At 58.4% G+C, this 20,363-nt stretch carries 14 protein-coding genes; all 14 read left to right on the forward strand.

Features of this window, described 5'->3' with window-relative positions; all coding sequences use genetic code 11:
* The first annotated feature begins 31 nt into the window (after positions 1–31).
* The 14 genes from RCH14_RS22045 (at position 32) to RCH14_RS22110 (ending at position 20,360) form a co-directional block, all read left to right on the forward strand.
* The gene (locus RCH14_RS22045) at positions 32–964 is read left to right on the forward strand and encodes a hypothetical protein (RefSeq protein ID WP_343028243.1); all 933 of its coding nucleotides are present in this window, start codon (positions 32–34) and stop codon (positions 962–964) included.
* A gap of 162 nt (positions 965–1,126) precedes the next feature.
* Entirely contained in the window at positions 1,127–2,536 is a 1,410-nt protein-coding gene (locus RCH14_RS22050; protein WP_343028244.1) for a hypothetical protein, read from the forward strand.
* Entirely contained in the window at positions 2,536–3,072 is a 537-nt protein-coding gene (locus RCH14_RS22055) for a hypothetical protein (protein ID WP_343028245.1), read from the forward strand. The genes RCH14_RS22050 and RCH14_RS22055 overlap by 1 nt, the downstream gene beginning before the upstream one ends.
* A gap of 14 nt (positions 3,073–3,086) precedes the next feature.
* Positions 3,087–6,455: a hypothetical protein gene (locus RCH14_RS22060; RefSeq protein ID WP_343028246.1), complete on the forward strand. Its 3,369-nt coding sequence runs from the start codon at positions 3,087–3,089 to the stop codon at positions 6,453–6,455.
* Positions 6,448–8,952: a hypothetical protein gene (locus RCH14_RS22065; RefSeq protein ID WP_343028247.1), complete on the forward strand. Its 2,505-nt coding sequence runs from the start codon at positions 6,448–6,450 to the stop codon at positions 8,950–8,952. The genes RCH14_RS22060 and RCH14_RS22065 overlap by 8 nt, the downstream gene beginning before the upstream one ends.
* Before the next feature lie 2 nt (positions 8,953–8,954).
* Complete coding sequence (locus RCH14_RS22070; RefSeq protein WP_343028248.1) at positions 8,955–10,484, forward strand: toprim domain-containing protein; 1,530 nt, start codon at positions 8,955–8,957, stop codon at positions 10,482–10,484.
* Positions 10,447–10,878 (forward strand): hypothetical protein, encoded by a 432-nt coding sequence (locus RCH14_RS22075; RefSeq protein WP_343028249.1) that lies wholly within the window; start codon positions 10,447–10,449, stop codon positions 10,876–10,878. Before RCH14_RS22070 ends, RCH14_RS22075 begins: the two co-directional genes overlap by 38 nt.
* Positions 10,879–10,896: 18 nt before the next feature.
* A complete protein-coding gene (locus RCH14_RS22080; RefSeq protein ID WP_343028250.1) occupies positions 10,897–13,341 on the forward strand; it encodes a DNA topoisomerase 3 in 2,445 nt (814 codons plus the stop codon).
* Positions 13,342–13,412: 71 nt separating this feature from the next.
* The gene (locus RCH14_RS22085; RefSeq protein WP_343028251.1) at positions 13,413–13,565 is read left to right on the forward strand and encodes a hypothetical protein; all 153 of its coding nucleotides are present in this window, start codon (positions 13,413–13,415) and stop codon (positions 13,563–13,565) included.
* 3 nt (positions 13,566–13,568) lie between these two features.
* Positions 13,569–15,311 (forward strand): zincin-like metallopeptidase domain-containing protein, encoded by a 1,743-nt coding sequence (locus tag RCH14_RS22090; protein WP_343028252.1) that lies wholly within the window; start codon positions 13,569–13,571, stop codon positions 15,309–15,311.
* 823 nt (positions 15,312–16,134) lie between these two features.
* Positions 16,135–16,962 (forward strand): hypothetical protein, encoded by an 828-nt coding sequence (locus RCH14_RS22095; RefSeq protein ID WP_343028253.1) that lies wholly within the window; start codon positions 16,135–16,137, stop codon positions 16,960–16,962.
* Between the two features lie 2 nt (positions 16,963–16,964).
* Positions 16,965–18,539, forward strand: coding sequence for a hypothetical protein (locus RCH14_RS22100; RefSeq protein WP_343028254.1), 1,575 nt, complete (start codon positions 16,965–16,967; stop codon positions 18,537–18,539).
* The gene (locus RCH14_RS22105; protein ID WP_343028255.1) at positions 18,539–19,777 is read left to right on the forward strand and encodes a hypothetical protein; all 1,239 of its coding nucleotides are present in this window, start codon (positions 18,539–18,541) and stop codon (positions 19,775–19,777) included. Before RCH14_RS22100 ends, RCH14_RS22105 begins: the two co-directional genes overlap by 1 nt.
* Positions 19,767–20,360: a hypothetical protein gene (locus RCH14_RS22110; RefSeq protein WP_343028256.1), complete on the forward strand. Its 594-nt coding sequence runs from the start codon at positions 19,767–19,769 to the stop codon at positions 20,358–20,360. Before RCH14_RS22105 ends, RCH14_RS22110 begins: the two co-directional genes overlap by 11 nt.
* Positions 20,361–20,363 lie beyond the last annotated feature (3 nt).

Consider the following 20,363-nt stretch of genomic DNA (forward strand, 5'->3'; position numbering starts at 1 on the left):
CCACTGACACAACACACATACTGGAACGAGCATGAGCATCGAGAACACGAACACCCAAGGCCGTGCTACGAGCGCGGTGATCGCGGAAACTACATTGCCAGATGAGCTTCGCTCGTTGCGCGGATTCGGCCCGGAGAATTTCGAAATGCTCGAACGCGCCGCAAACGAGATCGAGCGTTACCGTTCGATGGCGATTGCTGCCGAAGCTGACAGGGTGAAGTTGCACGATGCCCTGTTCGGAAAATACGGTGTCGAAAGCGGCATTGAAGTTGTCGAGAAATGCTTGCAAAAGGCAATCGCTGCCGCGCCTGAAGATGCGCCGTTTCCCTTGCTCGGCAACGATGCAAAGCTCTATATGCGTGCGCAGATGGAAGCGTATCGCCACTCGCTGGAGATGATCTCACTCGATCCAGCACTGAAATCATCGCTCACGGCTGGCAACTTCATCAAGGCAGTGAGCAACGTGCTCAGCCCGGCAGCACAGGACGGTGAGCCGGGGCATGTGGCTTCGTCGAATCGTGGTATCGCGGCGATTCTGGCCGCTTCGCCGCTGGAGCTGCTGCAGATGGACCTGCAGATCGTAGCGCGTACTTTGGGCGATGCTCAATCCGCGCTGGAGAAGGCAACTGGCGGCAGGCAAAGCTGGCTGGATGGCGCAGTTGCGATTGCACATGATCGTGCTGCAAACCCCCTGCCGCAAGATGCGCCGAAGGCCCAGCAGGTCCATGGGGAGATGGTGAGTCCCGCTCTCAAGGGTTATGTTTTGGGTTTTCCCGAAGCAACGGACGCGGAAGCCGAAGAGCTGATCGAGACCTTGAAGAGCGGCGGTAACGTCGTCTACCGGGCTCATGGCGATGCAGCAGATGCAGTTTTGCGTGCCGCCCATGACGCTGAACATGAAAACGCGATGCGCCTGAGTCTGGAAAACGACGCTGCAATCGAAGGGCCGGATTACGGCCAATAGACCTCGCTGAGACGCTAAAAAAGTAACTAACCAAAAATGACTGCCCAGCTTGAACGACGGGCCACCAAGACGGTCGGGCGTCTGCGAAATGCGCGGTGACGCCTGCAGAAAATCAGCCACCCCATCGGGGAGCTGGTGACAAATTCGAAGATTGGAACCAATATGAGCACCGACAAAACCACTGATATGAACGCTCTCGCGCAACGCGCCGAGAATGTGCGCTCCGCATTGAGCGAGCAGGGCTTCGACACGAAGTTCGACGACCAAATTCGCGGCAAGCTGCTTGCTGAGCGTGCGGCCGACCTCAGCGACGATGAACTGGAGCGCGTATTCGGGAACGCAGTTCTTGGCGATTTCTGCATCAAATACGCCCAAGCCGCGCGCGAAAGCGGCCTGACGATGGAAGACCTGTACGCTCAAGACACCGCTGCGCACAACGGTGTCACAGCCGAGCAGCGTGACTGGATCGACGTACTGCATTACGAAACCGGTATGGACAATGCCGAGGCGACGCAATTCGCTGAAAAGCTGCATGATCTGGCCGCCAAGCACTTCAAGCTGTGCCACATCAACCTGAACGCTCCCTTGAGCCCGGAGCAGAGCAGCGGGCGCGATCAGATCGAGCGCGAGATCAAGGCGATGGTCTCCGGTTTGAAAGGTGTTGTCGATGCCCGTTTCGTCTACGATCCTCGCGGTACTACGGTCGGCCTGAAGTTCGAATCAGGTCGCCACAATTCGTTCGGCAATGGTGGTATGTACAAGGTGCCGCTCGCTGAAGGCGCTGCAACGAAGCTGGACGGCGTGGCGTTCTGGGACATGCACCAGAATCAATCGAACTGGGTGGTGATGCGGATCAATGAGACCGACAATGCCGCGTTTCGTGATATCGGCCGTGAAGCCGAAGTTGCGCGCATCATCAAAGAAGCGGCTGGCCGCGTCAGCGAAATGTCGAGCATCAACGACGTGGATATCCGCCTGAAGGACATCAACGGGAATACCGTTGGCGAACTGAAGTTGATGCGCGGTGAGCCACTCGATGAGATGCCATCGGGGTCAGTACGACTGCGCGTTGAGCTGGGCAATGCGGCCTTTGAAGACGACGCTTGCGGCGAAGTCGCTCGCATCATGCGCGCGACTGCAGACCAGATCGAACTGGGCCGTCATTCCTTCCCAGTTCACGATAGCAACGGCAACAAAGTTGGCGGTCTGGGGATGCTTGACTTGCCATCGCTGGTGAACGACGGCCTTCTAAGCATGGAGGATGCTCTGTTGCAGGGTCGTGTCTATTTGGCGGAAGAAAGCTACTCGGGCATTGCCGAGGGCGAGTACCGCTATATCGTCCCAACCACGGAATACGATCCCGGTTACGGCGATGACGGGGGGGAGGTGTGGCTGGTGAATGCGAAAGGCAAGATCGCTGCTGGGTATGAAGACGGCAAATACGTCCGCGAGGTGCAACTGAATGATCTGCCGGGTGATCACGCACGCGATGTGCGCGCAGTCGCAAAGGGTCAGGTGTCGCTCGAAGACCATGAGCGCAAGTACGGCGACAACGACGATCTGGAGCCGTAATGGCAAGCAAGCAAAAAGTGGCGAACCGATTCGCTGCATTCAATGTCGATTCGCCGATGGGCAAGTTCGCCGTGTTCGTGAAGCTGGAGCCGGAGATGAATGCAGCAATGGCCCGTGAGGACGCGCTCAGCGCGGCTCAGAGCGAGTTTCGCGGTGCTCATGGCCTGATGCTGCGTGGTGACGCTCATGAGGTCGCAGAGGTGCCTGCCGAGGCCTTTGCCGCGAAAGGTGCATCGGGCTGGGCATGGCTGCAGCGCGGTTGGTTGCCTGCGCTGGAAGTGGCGGCTGTGGCTGTGCCGGTTCAGGTGTTCGAGCCCGGCTCGGCGCAGCTCATTGAAAGCATCCAGACTTTGCTGGAAGAGGCCAATACGATTTGGGCTCTGCTTCCAGAAGGCGAGCGGGCACTGCTCGACGTGCTTGCCGGGACCGGAGATCGTGCGCTGGGCGCGTGCCTGAGCGACGGACTGAAAGCGGCCAAAGCCGCAACCGGCCAGTTGGCGCATCAGGCGGACCCGCTCAGTTCGCCCGAAATGTAGTTTTGGAGCCTGTCATGAACGCAACGGTTCAATCTGATTTGCTGGGAGAGCCCAGCATAAGCGGCACGCCCCCTCCGGGCTTGCGCAGGCCCCGTCCCGACGTGTCAGGCTTCGATGCGTGGTTCCGCAATAGTGCAGTTGCAGACGCCCAAGGCCTGCCTCTGATCGCCTACCATGGGACCACTGTCGCTGAAGACTTCGATGCATTCAGCGACTCCGATTTCTTCGGCTCCGGGACGTTCGGCAAAGGCATCAATTTCACTTCTTCGCCGGTCGATGCGAGCAAGTACGCATCGACCGATATCGGCGTCAATCACGATATCGTGGGCAAGGCAATAGTGCATGCCGCCAAGCTCACGGGCGAGCAGGCTGGCGAAGAATTTTCGAACGCCTACCGAACGGCCCGTGATGCCATGACGCAAGGCGCGGGACGCGTCATTCCGGTCTTCCTCTCGATTCAAAAACCGCTCCATGTTTCCCGTGAAAAGCTGCTTGTTCCGCAAAACGTTTTCATGCTCGCTGCGGCCGAGGCGGACATCAAGCCCGACGATGCGCAATCGCTCTACGAGCGTTTCAGCGCGGCGCGTGATGGCGTTAAGCAGTTCGAGCTGATAGAGCGGCGCAAGGCTACCCGTATCTATCGTCAGATTGCATCCATCCAAAATTGCGATGGGCTCATTATCGAACCTGAATTTGCGCCGAAGAGCAACGGCGCGCGCCACTATCTCGTGTTCTCGCCGGAGCAAGTCAAGTCAGCAGTGGGCAATGTGCGATTCGATCCCAAGAGCCCGAGCCTTGCCGACATCCTGCAGGTTGAGCCTGCACACGTTATTCCTGAGCCAGTCATGATCCACTCCAACGCCAACAGCACTCCAACCGTCGAAGACCTGCAGAAACAGCTTGCCGAGATCGAGCAGCGTTTCAAGCCGCTGATCGAGCAGGGCGCGCAGGGCAGTGAGCAATGGGAGCAAACCCGCAAGGATGCCGCAGCGGTACGCGTCCAGCTTTTCGATCTCACGGGCGACTATTACGGCAAGCCGAAGGTGAAGGCGCAGCGCCCGGACGACGCGCTGCTGGAGGCAAGCTACGCATCGCCAGACGATGTTCCGGAAGCGGTGATGAAGTGGGTGCGATCCAAGTCTTCTACGCTCTTCGCCGACGCCTCCGATGCGGTGCGCTGGGCGCGCATTGTGGGAACGTTGGGCCATGATCGGTTTGCTCGTGGCGACGTGACGCTGTACCGTGCAATTGAGGCCGGTGCCGAAATGATCGACGAGATCAGGCCGGGCGACTGGGTGACTGCGGATCGTGCTTATGCCGAAGAGCACCTGCAACGCTCGTTGAGCGGGAAGGGCCAGATTCTGGAGATGACCGTGGATGGCCGGGACGTTTTGGTGTCACCGACTGGGAACGACGAAGAGGCGATCTATGCCCCCCGTGAGCTGTCTGGCTCCATCGACTACTCCAAGCCTCGCACGGAGCCTGTGATGCTGCCAGAGCGCGCCCCAAGCGTCATTGAGCGCATGGCGGGCGACGAGCGCTTCAAGGCATGGTTCAAGGAGTCGCATGCGGCGCGCTGGGATGGCACGCCGAAGATGTTTTTCCATGGCGCGAACGTCTACGATCATCAGGGCGACGTGCACGTGTTTGACCGCATGTATACCGCCAAGGTCTTTGGCCGAGATCAGAACATCGACATGATCGGTAGCTGGTTCAGCGATTCGTTCGACGAAGAAGGCGCGTTCAAGTATGCCGGTGCCGGGGCGAATCCAAGCGAACCGCGCGGCGTCATCTACCCGGTTTTTCTCTCTATCCAGAACTCGAAGAGTTACGATAACTTCGACGCAATGACGGCGGAGTTTCGCGCGTTCCATGAGTCGAACGGCTCGCCCGAGCAGGTGGCGCGCAATCTGCGAAACGCGATGCATGGTGATGCCGATGGTTTCGTCGCGCACCTGAAGGCGCAAGGGTACGATGGGATCAAAATTCTCAGCCACACGACGCCAAGTTGCACTGAGTTCGCGTATCAGGATGTGTGGATCGCGTTTGATGCCGCACAGGTGATGTTTGCGCTGTCTCCAGAAAGCCACCCAGCCATGATCGCATCACCGCAACTGCGCACCGACAATCCGGGCGGAAGGTGGCTGGCCGATAAGCGTCGCTACATCGAAGAAGACGGGCTCAATCGCTTCGGTACTCCGGCTACCTTTGGGCCTATCACGGGCATGTATGACCGGCCTGTGATGCTTCCCGTGTCGCTTCTGCGCGACGTGCCGGGCCTGCGCAATGAGCAGGATGTCGTGCGAGAGCGTGACCTGCGCTCGCTTGTCGAGCTGGGCCGGACCTCCGGCCGCTTCCCGCTGTCGAAGTCAGCCGACGACAGCACGTATAACCCGTTCATTCAAGTGGACAAGGACGGTAAGCCGTGGATGAACGAAGGAAACCATCGCGCGATGGCGGCTGACGTTTTGGGCTGGGAATACGTGCCGGTTCAACTGTCCTATTTCGTCGGCGGCGAGGCCTGCGACGGGCCACTGTCGCCAGCGCGCGTGCTGGAGTACGACGCCGCCGCGCGCGCAGCAGGCTATACGCCGACCTGCTACGGCGCTCGCGTACAGGGCCAGTTCAAAACAGCCGACGATATCGAGCAGGCGTTGCAATCGCGCCTCTCTGCAGGCGCAGTGCTTGAACTGAGCGACACGCTGACATCGGCATTCACGGATGTTGGTCGGTCCAACGAGATCGCGCGCATCATTTCGGATGCTGCCAGCGAGATCGGGCGTGGATGCCCGCGCATGGAATTGACGGACACGAATGGCAATGCGGTGGGGCGGTTCACGTTCCTGTCAGCAGTGCCAGAAGCAGCCGAGGTCTCGCGTGTTCAAGATGGTGGGCTTCGCGTCGTAATCGACCTGCAGGGGCGCGTATGCGAACAGGACCGCAAGGCTTGTGTCGCAGAGCTGCTGCGCGAAGTCGCGCATGTGGTTGGCGAGGGCGCGGAGCCACTGTCCGCCCTGATTGGCTCCGGTGATGCGGCCGGTGTGGCGCGGCTGCACGTGAACGGATTTGGCCCGGCTGCGCAAGCCGAAGCGAGCTTGCGCTCGGCAGGGCTCGACATCCTGTCCAAGCGCGACATCGAGCGTTGGAACCGCACGAAGGACGAGGGCGATCCAAAGGCAGTCGAATCAGGCTGGGTTGAGCATCCACGGCATCTCATGAAGGAGTTCTTTGTGCGCGATCCAGAAGGCGTTGAAGTTGGCGCGCTCCGGAGAGCATTGTTCGTCGATTCGGCGTGCTCAGATGGGTACGAATTGGTCATTGTCGATGCGTCCGGAGAAGAGCTGGAAATGAGGTCCAATGCAGGAGTGTCTGAATATGAATGACGTGATCTACGTCGAGGACGACGACCGCATGGACCTGATTATGAAATTTCAGGATCAGGCGATGCAGACAGCGGAGTACGTCGCGCTTGAACGCGCTGCGTATGAGGCATCCGAGCGATCTGTGGCTTATTGGAAAGCGGTCGATGCAGAGGCAATGCGCATGTTCAAAGAGCGCGGTGCTGAACTGTTCGCCGATTTGACCGAAGAGCAGCAGCAACGCACGGCAAACACAGTGTTTCGTAGCCGCGCTCAGCAGATCATCGGACCGGCCCCGTCCTTGACATGGCAACGGACCAATCAAGCCATCGATTCGTTCGTGCGAGCCTATGTCGATGCGCGTATGCCCGAGCGCAATCCCTACGCGGATGCAGCCCGCCAGCGGCGCGACCAGCAGTCGCTGGAGTCGTTCAAACGGTGGCATGCCGGTAGCAAGGTGGTGGACCGGGAGGGCAATCCAATCATCGCTTTCCACTCGACGGCGCGAGTGTATGACGTATTCCAATGCGGTGATGATAATGCTCTGCGCAAGAGCGGCAAGAACCCTGATTATTCCGGCGCGCTTGGCGCATGGTTCGCCGCGCCGCCGCTCTACGACACCAACTACGACGAGGGCGCGGCCGAAAGTACAGCAGAAGAGTTTGTCGTAGGCCGTGATGGGATCAGCGAGTATCGCGAGGGTGCGAACACGATGCCGGTGTATCTGGCGATCAGGAACCCGAAGGAGTTTGGCGACTACGAGGATTTTCAGGACGAGCGCGACAGCTACAAGTCGCAATGGCATTTCAAGCAGGCCATGCTTGAGGCGGGGCACGACGGATTCGTGATCCGCAACTGTGATACTGACGGCTGCAACGACAGGGATGACTGGGTGGCGTTCTATCCCCAGCTAGTGAAGTCAGCACTGGGCAACAGCGGTGCGTTTGATCCAGCGAGCCCGTCGCTGACGGATGCATCTCCAGCTCTGGCGAAGGTTGCAACGCGCAAGCCGCGCGCGGTCACACAGTTGGCCGCGTTTAAGGCGTGGTTTGCCGGTAGTAAGGTGGTAGACCAGCAGCAGGGCCCGTTGGTGGTGTACCACGGCACGCAGTCCGACGTAATTCAATTCGATGAAGGCAAGCAGGGGAGCGTCACCGATGATGGTTTTGCAGGCGCAGGGTTCTACTTCACGGATGATGCGGAAGTGGCGTCTGCCTATGCTGGATTCAGCGTAGAAGACACTGGAGGCAACGTCATGCCGGTCTATCTTTCGCTCCAAAATCCCAAGATTATTTCAAGCTACGACGACCTGTACCCTGATGGGAAAATTCCCGGCAATCGTACTGCAGCCAAACGCGTGCGGGATGTACTTATGGCGCAAGGACATGATGGTGTAATCATGCGCGGAAAGAGCATGAACCAGTACGTCGCCTTCTCGCCCGAAAGGATCAAGAGCGCCGTGGGCAACAGCGGTGCATTCGATCCAGCCAGCCCGTCGCTGACCGATGCGGCACCCGCACTGGTGAAGGTGGCTGAACCGAAGCGCCGGGCAGCTCCGCAGTCCGATGCATTCAATGCATGGTTCGGCAGTAGCCGCGTGGTGGATGATGCGGGCCTGCCTCTGGTGGCGTATCACGGCACCGATGCTGACTTCGATATGTTCGATGCCGAGAAGATCGGCAGCGCGTCTGATGTTGGGCATTTGGGGCGGGGCTTCTATTTCTCGACCGACCCGCGCGTGATCGGCAAGCGCGCCATCGGCATGCCGGTCTACCTGCGTGCACTGAACCCGCTTATCGTCCAGATGCCGGACTTCAGGACGGACAAGCGCTCGCTCGTTCCGCACGACTTAGGCGATCACGACGCGGTGATCCTCGACTACTCGCCGACCGGATACAACCACAAGGAAATCATGGTCCGCTCGCCTGAGCAAGCCAAGTCGGCGATAGGCAACAGCGGTGCATTCGATCCGAAGAGTGCGTCGCTGACCGATGCCGTTCCGTCACCGGAGAAGGCTGCTGCGCCGCTCGTGCGCAGCCCCCAGTCGGAAGCATTCAAGCGCTGGCACGGAAAGTCCCAGCTCGTGCTTCCGACAGGCGAACCCATGATCGCCTTCCACGGGACCAACAAGGACCTTGACGTGTTCGAGCCGGGCGGCAAGACACAGGCGATTTTCGTCACGGTCGATCCTGCCTACGCATCGGTCGTGGCTGAGACCAAAGGATGGGGCAACGGCGACAATGTAATGCCGGTGTATGTGCGTGCAGAGAACCCGATGTTTATCAGCGAGAACGAATATTCGTTTGAGGCGATCGCGCAGGCCAAGCAGGGCGGCTTCGATGCGCTGGTCACGATGTCTGACGATGGAGCGTGCGGCCGGACCATCGCCGTGTTCTCCCCACACCAGTTGAAGTCTTCGGTTGGCAACAGCGGAGCGTTCGATCCCGAAAGCGCCTCATTGACGGATCATGAAGAGGTGCTTGAGCTAGAGCACGACAGCTACGAAATGGAGCCGTTCTAACCATGGCCGCAAACCTCTTCATTATCGAAGCGCCCGGCAAGCGGCAAGGCCTGTTTGATGTCTTGCGCCGCGCCGCCGTCCGCGACATCGACATCGAGGCCACGGTCGGCCACTTGTGCTCAAACCCTGACGGCTTCAAGCCGCTTGGGGTGGATGGCCACTACCGCGAGACGGCATACCGCATCCGGCCCGATAGAGAGCGTATGGCCGCGTCCATCGCGGCCAAGGCGGGCGACGCCAAGCGCATCTACCTCGCAACGGACGACGATCAGGAAGGCGACGTGATAGCGCGCGATGTGCTGCGCTTTTGCATTCCCGAAGAGCATCGGCATAAGGCGGTGCGACTGCGATTGAAGGCGCTGTCGCAAGCCGAGGTGCAAGCCGCGCTGCGTGATGCGCAGCCGTTCGACGAGATGCTGGCCGAGCAGGGCGACGCCCGGCGTATCATCGACAGGCTGTTGGGCTCACTGTCGGATCAGAGCGGTGCAATTGGGAGGGTGCAGGGCTCGTTGCTGATCGCATTGGCCGAGCAACGCCCGGTGGTTGGTGTGGTCACGCATACACTTGCTGCGGTCGATGGCAAGGGGCACTTTATCGCACAAACGCCAGTGTTTGCGGGGCAATCGGCTCCTGACGCAATGGAGCTTACGCGGCCGGTGGCCGTGGCGTCGGCCGAGCGCACGACTGTGGGCGTGGGCGCGATGAATCATGACCAGATTCTGCTGGCGGCAAGCATGCAAACAGGCGCGGCGCTTGATGATGTGTCCAAGGCCATGCAGCGACTCTATGAGCGTGGCCGCATGAGCTATCCGCGCGCAAAGGACTGCGCTATCTCGCAAGAGTCTTTGAAGCGTCTCACTATGGTGGGTAGGGCCAATGGCGCAGCCTTCAGGCCGGAGTTGTTCGAGGGAGTTCGCAACGTGGCCGGAGCGCACGCGCACGAGGCCCCGAATCCGATGGTTCTCGACGTGCCCATCAATCGTAACTTTAACCTGCTGACACTGGAAGAACAGGTCTTGGTCACGGTGACTCGCAACCTGCTTGATGCAGGGATCGAAGCTCGCCTTGACCGGCCGAACATGCTGTCGCTGCCGCCTGCCGCGCAAGAAATGAACTGGAATCGCATTACTGCAGTTGGAACCCGGCTATGGCAACCAGAGAAGACCGTTGCCGGGGTGCAACGGTGGACGAAGGAACAGAGCCTGTTGCACTTCATGATGAAGCAGAATCTTGGTAGGCCATCTACTATTGTGTCGCACGTGAACAAATTTCTAACAAGAGGTCTTGTAACGCAAGACTTTGATTTTACGAAGAAAGGTGATGATTGGTACGCCAATACGGGGGCAAAAATTGGATACCGTAACTTGTCTGTGCTCATCGAAGAATACATCGAGAAGAACAGAAAACTCTCGTCAGAGGCCGTCTCCGATATGGTAAAGTCGTTCGAGTTGCATACAGTCAATTATGTGGTCGAACAGCAATTGGAGTTAGAAAATGAAGACAACGAAATTTCCACCGGGTTCGTTCCTTGAGATCGATGATCTGCAAGGTGGTCGCAAGGTAGTTCTCGTCGGGCGCGACGGGGTGACGTACTGGGACACTATCGATGCCGAAAAGGTGACGCCGTTGGTGATTCACCCGGTTTGCAAGCCTGTCGAACTGGGCTCGATGGTGCGCTTCGTGCAGGCGCGCGGCCTGAGCGAAGTGGCTGTCAAAATCCCCGACCGGTTGCGCGCGCGCATGGATGCTCGTGCTGACGATGCGCTGTTCATCATGCGCGTGCTGTGGGTGCTGTCGAATGAACTCGCATTCGGCAGCGTGCCGGGCGACTCGTTCATCGATGCCGCCATCGCCAAAGCAAACGAGCAGCAGCGTGTCGCACAGAGCATGCATGCCAGTGCTGACCGTTACTGCGAAGTAGGGTAAGGGGCCGCAATGGGGAAGATGTTGATCATCGCGGAGAAGCCTTCCGTCGCGCGTGATATCGCCGCCGCACTCGGCGGCTTCAAGAAAACGGACGACTGGCTCGAAAGCCCGACCGCAATCGTTTCCTCCGGCATCGGCCATCTGGTCGAAATCTACTCGACGGAGGCTGCGGCGGGAGGCAAAGACCTGTCCTCGCTGCCCATCATCCCATCCCAGTTTGAATTGCAGCCCATTGCCAAGACGAAAGCGCAGTTCAGCCTGCTGTCCAAGCTGATGAAGCGTAGCGACGTGGATTCCATCGTCAACGCGTGCGACGCTGGGCGCGAAGGCGAGTTGATCTTCCGGTTGATCTACGAGCTGGCGTCCTGCCGTAAGCCCACGCGCCGCATGTGGCTCCAGTCGATGACCCATGATTCGATCCGCGACGCATTCAAGACCATGCGGCCGGGCAGCGAGTTCGATGCCCTGAGCGACGCGGCGAAGTGCCGGAGTGAGTCTGACTGGCTCATCGGCATCAACGGAACGCGCGGCATCACGCAACTTCGCATGACCCAGACGCAGGCGTACGAGATGACGCCAGTTGGCCGCGTCCAGACGCCGACGCTTGCCATCATGGTTGATCGCGAAGAAGAAATCCGCAACTTTGTTCCGCAGGATTTCTGGGAAGTGCACGCCGCTTTCGGAGCCATGGCCGGGACCTACAAGGGCCGCTGGTTCAACCCTGCTGCGATCAAACCTGCAGACGGTGAAAGCAGTCAAAACGGCCGGTTTTTCGACCGCTCGCAAGCTGAAGAAATTGCGAACAAGTGCCGGGGTGTTGCGCCCAGTTCGGTCAAGGACGAATCCAAATTAACGACCAATGCTGCACCTACCCTGTTTGACCTGACCACGCTTCAACGCGAGGCCAATAAGCGTTTCAAGTTCTCGGCGAAAAAGACCCTCGACATCGCGCAAGCGCTGTACGAAAAGCACAAAGCGACGAGCTATCCGCGTACCGATTCGTCGGCCCTGCCGGAAGACTACGTGCCAAAGGCCAAAGAAGTGATGGCGACGTTTGGCGGCACCGCGTTCGCGCCGCACGCCGAGCGCGTCTTGTCCAATGGCTGGGTTCAGCAGGACAAGCGTATCTTCGACAATTCGAAGATCAGCGACCACTTCGCGATCATCCCGACCGGCCTGCAGCCGAACGGACTCGATGCTGACGAGGCTAAGATTTACGACATGGTGACGCGCCGCTTCATCGCGGCATTCCACCCTGCAGCAGAATTCAGCCTGACCACGCGCATCACTGTCGTGGCCGGTGAATCGTTCAAGTCCAGTGGCAAGATTCTGCTCAAGCGCGGTTGGCTGGAAGTGTACGGCCCGCAGACCGGCGATGAAGGCGACAAGTCGTTGTGTGCAGTGCAGCCCGGCGAGCAAGTGCGTACCGATTCGGTGGACGTGAAGGCAATGCAGACCCAGCCGCCGTCGCGCTTTACCGAGGCGACGCTGCTGGGGGCCATGGAAGGCGCAGGCAAGCTGATCGATGACGACGAGCTGCGCGCTGCGATGAAGAAGTTGGGTCTGGGTACGCCTGCAACGCGCGCCAGCATCATCGAAGGGCTGTTGCACGCCAAGGACGGCAAGGGCAACCCGAAGGAGCCGTACATCACGCGTGAAGGCAAGGAGCAGCACCTTGTCCCGACTGGCAAAGGCATGGGTCTGATCGGTTTCCTCAAGTCCAACGGGATCGAGTTCCTGACCTCGCCACGCATGACCGGCGAGTGGGAACAAAAGCTGCGCCAGATGGAGCAGGGCAAGTACCGCCGTGGGGACTTCATGTCGGAGATCGCATCGACGACGCGCCGCATGCTCGACGTGATCCGCGAACGCGCCGGTTCGATGCCAGCAGTCGTTCGTACGTCGTTGGGCGTGGCTTGCCCGCGCTGCGGCGGCTCCATGTTGGCGTCGGCGCAGGGCTTTGAATGTGAGACGGCTTGCGGCATCAAGCAGCGCCGGGATGTCTGTTCTCGCAAGCTGACGGACGAAGAGGGCGCAAGCCTGTTTCGTGATGGCGAGACCAAGCAGCTTGACGGATTTGTCAGCCCGAAGAGCGGCAAGGCCTTCAGTGCAGCGCTCAAGCTCAATGTCGCCGAAGCGAAATGCGAATTCGTGTTCTCCGATGCGCCCAAGGGCGCGAGCGGCAGCGGCGGGTCGAGCGCTGCAGTGTTCGGCGTGCCGTGCCCGCATTGCGGCGGGCCGCTGCAAGACAGTGGCCGGGTTATCTCGTGCGCGTCCGGGCAGTTCAAGCTCTGGATGGAGGTGGCCGGGCACAAGTTGAGCAAGGCTGAAGCCACGCTTCTGCTCTCGACGAAGGCGCACCCGACGATCAAGGGCCTGACTGGCAGCAAGGGCAAGTTCTCCGCTGGGCTCAAGCTCAAGCCGGACGGTAAGGTCGAATTCGTATTCGACCGGAAAGCATAGGCGGCATCGGCCGTCGTAGTTTGTAGTGTCTCCGCGCCAGATCGGCGCAATATGAAAAGGAAGAATTGATCATGAGTATGACCGACAAAGATTTGCAGGAAATCGTGGCAACCGGCGAGCAGTTGCCGAGCGGGATGTTTGATCCCAGCCTTCTGACTGAAGACACCGACATCGAGCTGCCGGTGTTCAACGGCGAGAAGGTGGTCGAGAAGGCCAAGGGGTAAGTCATGGCACGGGAAGACTTTCGCAAGCAGTTGACAGACCGTCTCGTCGCCTTCATGGAAGAAGAAGGCGGCATGCCGTGGCAGAAGGGCTGGAATGCTGTCAACGTGCGTCCGTTCAATCCGGGTACAGGCGTCAAGTACCGGGGCGGCAACGTCCTGAACTTGTTGCACGCGGCCCTTGCGCGCAATTCGGACGACTCGCGGTGGATGACGCTCAAGCAAGCCAACGCGGCAGGCTATAGCATCCGCAAAGGCGCGGTCGGCGAGAAGGTCGAATACTGGGATTGGGGACAGGCGAAAGCGAAGCGCGAGCGCGAGCTTGACGATCAGGGTAATGAGATCGAGCAGAAAGCCGATGCAGAGCTGGACGACGAACCGGCCCGGCCCCGCAAGCCGCTTGTCTTCTATGCCGTGGTGTTCAACGGGGCGGACATCGTTGGTCTGCATGAGATGAAGCGGGATGTGTCATGGAAGCCCAACGAGCTGGCCGAGAAGCTGATCGCGGCGACCGGCGCAGTCGTTGAGCACCGCGCTGTCAGCAAGACCGCTGGCGGCAGGACGATGACCAATGCTGCGTATTACGACAATGCAGGGGATCAGATCATCCTGCCGCCGCTTACCAGTTTCAAGAGCAAGGACGATTACTACGCGACGAAAATGCACGAGCTGGCCCACTGGACCGGCCATAAGTCGCGTTTGAATCGGCTCGAAGGCACGGCATTTGGCTCGCCCGAATACGCGAAGGAAGAGCTGCGCGCTGAGATCGCCGCAATGTTCCTGACCTCGATGTTCGGTCTCGAAGGCAAGGTGCAAAACCATGCTGCGTACGCGTCGAACTGGATCGAAGTGCTCAAGAAGGACAAGCACGAGCTGTTCCGCGCGGCTAAGGATGCCGAGGCAATTGTCGATCATTTGCTCGAATACGCTCCTGAGTTGAAGGCGATCCTCGATCAGCGCGTTGCCGACAACATGATCAAGGAACCGGCAAAGCGCAGGGCCGACGCGGCAATCTCGGCGCTGCCGAACTTCGTCCCGGCCGGTGTGAAGGTCGAGGTGGCTGCGCTCACCGAAGAGGCAAGATGGCAGAGGTTCGAAAAGGCGGTCCGTGGCGAGGCGATAAAGTATGGCGTCTCCGACGATACCGTCGAGCGTACCCTCGTGCTCATCAAGCCCCAGTTCAATGATCTGATGAACGCTGCAGAGGCCAACAACTACACGGTCGAGGACATGAACGACATGCTGCTCAAGCAGCTCGTGCAGGAAATGCGCCTGAACAGGGAGCGCGAGCAGCACTGGAACAAATACTGCGAGCAAGTTCGCGAGGCTGCTGTGGGTGTGTTGTCGGCGGAAGGGGTCGAGATCGAGCTGCAGGCACTGGGCGCGCGCTACTTCAAGCTGCTGGAGAAGGCCGGGCAGGAGGATTGGAGCAAGGATGATACCGACAAGGCGATCCGGGACATCATCTACGGTGATGCCGGACGCCGCCAGATCACGGCGGACTATGTGCGTGAGCGGTTCCCAAGTAAGGATGCGCCTGCAGTCTCGGCCGACGACGATGACGATTTCGCGCTGACGCCAACGGGCGGTGGAATGGTATTGGACGACGCAGACGACGATTTCACGCTCGCGCCAATTGGTGACGCCATGAATGTCAGCGATGCATTCCCGGCCGACGCGGCACCGACTGCCGACGAGCCGTTGTCAAAACATCCAAAGATCGAAGAACTTGACATGAGTGGGCCCTAAAAAGTCAGAAAATAGTGACGACAGGAATCATTCTTTGATGTAATATTCGAGTCCTTCAATCCTGCTCTTTCCTCCCAAAAGACAGTTCTTGAGAGTCGCCCCGGCATGCCGGTGCGACTCTTTTTTTAAGGATTTTCATGTCGTCATTTGTTGAGCATGCGGCTCTTCTCGGTGCTGCCCGTCGTAGGACTGTCGCTGCCATTGCTCGCCAGCTTGCATGGCCGGACTCGGACACTGATTCGCTGCACAAAGTGCTTGATGCTGCGCCGGGCCTGCATCCTGTGGTGCGTGCGCGTTCAGCAGTAGCCGCGATCAGCAATTTGTACGGTGCGCTGCGTCCAGAGCAAGCTGGTTTTGTCTTCATATCTGTTGTAGGACTGAGCGCCGCCGAAGGAAGTCGGGCTGCTTAGATCGGCCTGCGAAGCCACATCAAAAAATAATCACGCTGCCAAGCAGCTTGTTTCCTGTTCTCAACAGCCCGGCAACGCCTCTCGCGTCGCCGGGCTGTTGTTTTTTTGCGATTTGAACACGTTTTAAGGCATTGCCATGCCTATAACTTGATATCAATCATCAGATATTTCCGCGTATCATTTCGTATCTTTAACATTGTCTCATTCGGTTTGCTCCATGAAATCGGAATAAAAACATGAATAACGATGGAAAAAAGCGAATGTTGCGATTGAATGTTTTTGACAAAAAACAGTATTTTTCTTATATACTATCCTTGTTGTCTCAGGGCAAAACTTCTTGATGGCAATTGTAGGTTTCGAGTGGCCGCGACGGGCGGCGGCTCCATGGCGGACTTGAAAGGTTTGAAATGCAGGTGGCAAAAGTAATCCTGATGGCATTGGCTGCAACTGCCGTCAATGCGCAAGCGGCGACGGTTGTCGTCAGCGGCGGCTCATCGATGGTGCAAAGCGCTTCCGGGGAAGAGAAGCGGCTGAGTTCTCTTCGCGTTGACTGCGCAAGCTACAACCGCACCAATGTCGGTTTCCTGTGCGCTTTCGATGACGGCCAGCGCACCATCCTCCAGTTCGAAGAGCAGGAAGGTCTGCCTGTGCGCCTGTTCGACGCGGACGGGACCCCGATTGCAGGCGTGCGGCGCGTCGGCTCATACCACGTGCTACCGCAGCTCTACCGGACGGTTTTCGCACGCGTCGGCAATAAAGAAGCCGCTATCGTGCGCGACGCGTCGGCTGGAGGCTCTGGGTATGCGGCGGGCACGATGCCATTGCCCTCTGTTGCGAGCCCAGCCGTGCGCAGCGGGCCAGCACAAACTGTCGCTGGCGTTTCGCCAACCCGCAGCGCAGCTCCGGTGATTGCAGCGGGCAGCGCTGGCAGCAAGGCTATCAGGCCTGACCAGTTGAAGCGCGATTGGGTGCTGAAAACGTCTCACAGCACGCTGGAAGAAGCGCTCGAAGAATTCGCATCGCGCATCGACTACGAGCTTGTGTACGAAAATCGGGAACTGCTGCTGAACCTCAAGCGCGACATCCCAATCGCGCGCAACGCCGACTTCTGGGAAATGCTGGCCGTGCTGGGTGAAACCTATCGCAAGAGCGACGCGGCCTTCCAGATCATTCCTACCGACTTTAAACAAATCGTGGTCGTGCCAATGGGGCAAGAGAACACGGCTATCGCCCCGAGGTAAGCATGAAGCGCTCCCTGATTTCCACCGTCACTGCTCTCGCACTGGGCGGCTGCGCAAGTACACCAGTCATGGACTCGGTGACGCAGGCTCATAACAATGCGCAGGCGGAAGTGACCGCCTTGCAAATGACGAACGCCAACATGGCGAACGCACCTATTATTCTGGCGACGCAAAAAGTCCCGTATCTGCCGCTGAAGTCCTATGCGCGCGGCTCGTATAAGGCGGAACTGCCTTCTCCATTGCGCAGCACGCGGATGGTTAGCATTGCGAATCAAGGCCCCGTAACGGCCGAAGATTTCGCGCGCTTGATTGCCGAAGAATTCAAAATTCCTGTCAAGGCCGAGGCAATCGGCGCAGTCCAGACCGGGCAGCAGGAAGCGCGCCCGACTGTCGATCTGGGCATGGTGCCGCCCCAGCCCCTCAAGGAATACCTGACGACCGTGACCGGTCTACTGGGCACTGATTGGGATTGGCAGGACGAAACCTTGCTGATCCAAAAATCGTTCACACGAACCTACTCGGTTTCCACGTCGCCGGAATCGTCGGATGGTTCGACGAAGACGGGCAAGCAGGGCACGAGCACGGCTGGTGTCAGCGGTGGCGGTGGCGGTGGTGGAATTAGCGGCAACTTCAATTCCGACGCTGTAGCCAACACCAAATACGACGTGGATGCGTGGCGCGATCTGGAAATTGCATTAAAGCAGATTGCTGGAGCCGGTAACGTTGTCATTGGTCGCACCTTCAATATCGCGCAGGTGAACTGCTCGAAGGCTTGCCATCGCAAGGTCAAGCAGTTTATCGACGATGGTAATCACGTCCTCAGCGCGCAAGTGCTGTTCCAAGTAATGGCGATCAACGTCGCTACCACGCGCACTGGTGAATCGGGCGTGAACTGGTCATTGATGTACCGGACAATTCTGGACTCGCGTCGTTACCGCCTTGGCCTGAACACGCCTGTATCGCTCGTGAGCATGGCGGCAGGGCAGGTGAGCCAAGTTCTGTCGCCGGTCGGCGAAGTAGCCAATGGCTGGGACGGCAGTGGCCTTATCGTCGAAGCGCTGTCGGCCGCAAGTAAGGTCGTTGAGAAGAAGCCGTACACCGTTCTCGCGGCGAATAATACTACTGCGGCACTGAACAACATCCAGCAGCGCAGCTATACCGGCTCTTTCACGGTTGTGCCATCGACCATACTTGGTGGCTCACCTACATATGTCGGCAATCCCAGCTTTGCCACCTTCGGGCAAAGCCTGCAGGTGCGTCCAACCGTCTTGCCCAACGGCCTGATCCGTGTCTCATTCGTCATGGACGATACATCTGGCAAGGTTGAGAAAGGGCCGTCGCAGACCAGCGTACCTGAGCCTGATCGTGTGGAGTCGAATGCCATTGCAGTGAACCAGACCTTCAACGTGCGGCCGGGTTCGACCATCATTCTGTCGAGCTTGAAACGCACTACAGATCGCTCCAACGCTCAAGGCCTACTCGATGGGCAGCGGTTGGGCTCTGAAACTGGAACTCAAGAAGCGACGGAAACAATCCTACTCATCACGCCATACATCGCCAATGCAGGGGGCATGTAATGCCGGTGGTCGTAAAAGGCTTCGCCTTCGGCCTGCATTGGTACGCCACGACCAGTGACAGCAGCGACGAGCTGCAGGCGCGAGCGAAAAAACTGAAGGCAAACGTGTATGCGGAGGCCGAGCACGAGTCCGGTCGCATGTTCGGTTTTGCCAGCATCAAAAAGTGGAAGAGCGTGCGTGCCGCAGCCGCAGCCGTGGGTGAAACGCTGCCTGACGGCGGCGTGTTCATTCATACGTTGGACAAAAAGGGGACCTCCTGTCTGATCGTGATCGATAAAGACCGTCGCCTCCCTGTGCCCGGCTTGGACATCTTCGGACCACGGGAAAAAATGGTTGGCGCAGCCAATACCTATATCGCATCGGTGCCAGAAGAGCTTATCAGGGTCTACGGTGATGCGGAGATGGGAGAGATTGATGGCGCACACGAGGTGGTGCGTATGGACCTTGAGCGCATTGCGAGTGATGCAGTAATTGCTGGTTTGCTCAAGCCTGTGAACGAAAAAGACGCCAAATGGATTCTCGCGCCATTACTGCTAATCGGACTTGGCTCTGTCTTTTATTCGGAGGAAATTGGAAATCTAATTTCTCCACAAGCGACAACCACAGTCACGCCCATGCAAGCCTATAAAAATCAAGTCAAGGCGGCAGTTGACGGTGTGTTGCAATTGAACCAATTTCCAGAGTCAGTCATGGCAGGCTTCATGCCGTTTCTCGCAACAGTGAATAGCGAAGCGGATGGCTGGAAGATTGATGGCCTGAAATGTGCCGCTTCAGAGTGCGAAGTCACTTGGCGTCGTAGTGAAGGCGCAACTTCGGAGGGATTCTTGCGTGCCATGCACTTGCAGGCGACCGATACAACTGTTTGGTTTCCTGATATGGATACTGCAAAGCGCAAGCTAAGTTTTTCGAAGGGCACAGCTTCGACAACGCTTCTCCTTGCGCCCAATGCGACATTCGCGCAGGTTGTAGGAACATGGTTTCAAGGTTTGTCGGATCGCGGTTTGCCAAAAGCAAATATTGGTCAATTGCAGCCACTTATATCGCCTAACGGTGTGAGCGTGCCTGTCGGTGAAATTCCCCAATTTGGGCAATACCAATTCACTGTTCCGTTTAATGAGTCTGATCTGCAAGCAGTCGCGGCCCTTCCGAACCTGATGACAATTGAAAATATCGAGCTTCGTCGCGAAGGGGCACAAAAAATGACCGTGCAATTTAATGGAAAATATTATGCGCTTTAATCTGATCTTGACGGCAATTGCATTGGCCTTTTGCGTGACCTCGCTGCAGGCGCAGCAATTGACGCCAGATCGCCCTCCAGTCGTGCCGGGGAATAACATGCCCGGTCAAGCTCTCGCAGTTACGCCAACTGCTGTCGCCTCACCGGCCACTGCTCCAGCCGTAAGCACGCCGGGAGCAGTAACGCTTTCCGATATTGCGCGCCAAGGCAGTGCCACACCCGCCCCAACTGTACAGCCTCAATCGGCAGGGCAAGTGCCCGCTATTGCAATTCTGGACGGCAATAGCAATAAGATCGCCACCAAGCCCGTTCCAGTCCCTACTGTTGTCCGGGTCGCACCAGACACTTCGATCAGCCTGTCGCGTATTTCCCGTGTGGGTTTCGACACGACTGTGGTGCTGTGGGTGAAGGGGCAAAACCGGCGCGTGACTACCGGATCGCGCGTTTTAGATTACACAATCGGCGAAATCCGCGACGATGGTGTTTGCCTCTACAAGCCTCAAACCGCTGCACAGATCAAGAAAAAACAGGTTGCGTCAGAAAATCGGTGCAAACCATTCCTGACCTTCGCCAAGGGGTTATAAGCA

Origin of the sequence: Massilia sp. MP_M2 (assembly GCF_039123635.1) — a bacterium.
Taxonomy (GTDB): domain Bacteria; phylum Pseudomonadota; class Gammaproteobacteria; order Burkholderiales; family Burkholderiaceae_D; genus Telluria.

What these genes read in the sequence shown, in the direction of transcription:
- RCH14_RS22045 (WP_343028243.1), top strand. Translation starts at nt 32, where the DNA reads ATGAGCATCGAGAACACGAACACCCAAGGCCGTGCTACGAGCGCGGTG.
- RCH14_RS22050 (WP_343028244.1), top strand. Translation starts at nt 1,127, where the DNA reads ATGAGCACCGACAAAACCACTGATATGAACGCTCTCGCGCAACGCGCC.
- RCH14_RS22055 (WP_343028245.1), top strand. Translation starts at nt 2,536, where the DNA reads ATGGCAAGCAAGCAAAAAGTGGCGAACCGATTCGCTGCATTCAATGTC.
- RCH14_RS22060 (WP_343028246.1), top strand. Translation starts at nt 3,087, where the DNA reads ATGAACGCAACGGTTCAATCTGATTTGCTGGGAGAGCCCAGCATAAGC.
- RCH14_RS22065 (WP_343028247.1), top strand. Translation starts at nt 6,448, where the DNA reads ATGAATGACGTGATCTACGTCGAGGACGACGACCGCATGGACCTGATT.
- RCH14_RS22070 (WP_343028248.1), top strand. Translation starts at nt 8,955, where the DNA reads ATGGCCGCAAACCTCTTCATTATCGAAGCGCCCGGCAAGCGGCAAGGC.
- RCH14_RS22075 (WP_343028249.1), top strand. Translation starts at nt 10,447, where the DNA reads ATGAAGACAACGAAATTTCCACCGGGTTCGTTCCTTGAGATCGATGAT.
- RCH14_RS22080 (WP_343028250.1), top strand. Translation starts at nt 10,897, where the DNA reads ATGTTGATCATCGCGGAGAAGCCTTCCGTCGCGCGTGATATCGCCGCC.
- RCH14_RS22085 (WP_343028251.1), top strand. Translation starts at nt 13,413, where the DNA reads ATGAGTATGACCGACAAAGATTTGCAGGAAATCGTGGCAACCGGCGAG.
- RCH14_RS22090 (WP_343028252.1), top strand. Translation starts at nt 13,569, where the DNA reads ATGGCACGGGAAGACTTTCGCAAGCAGTTGACAGACCGTCTCGTCGCC.
- RCH14_RS22100 (WP_343028254.1), top strand. Translation starts at nt 16,965, where the DNA reads ATGAAGCGCTCCCTGATTTCCACCGTCACTGCTCTCGCACTGGGCGGC.
- RCH14_RS22105 (WP_343028255.1), top strand. Translation starts at nt 18,539, where the DNA reads ATGCCGGTGGTCGTAAAAGGCTTCGCCTTCGGCCTGCATTGGTACGCC.
- RCH14_RS22110 (WP_343028256.1), top strand. Translation starts at nt 19,767, where the DNA reads ATGCGCTTTAATCTGATCTTGACGGCAATTGCATTGGCCTTTTGCGTG.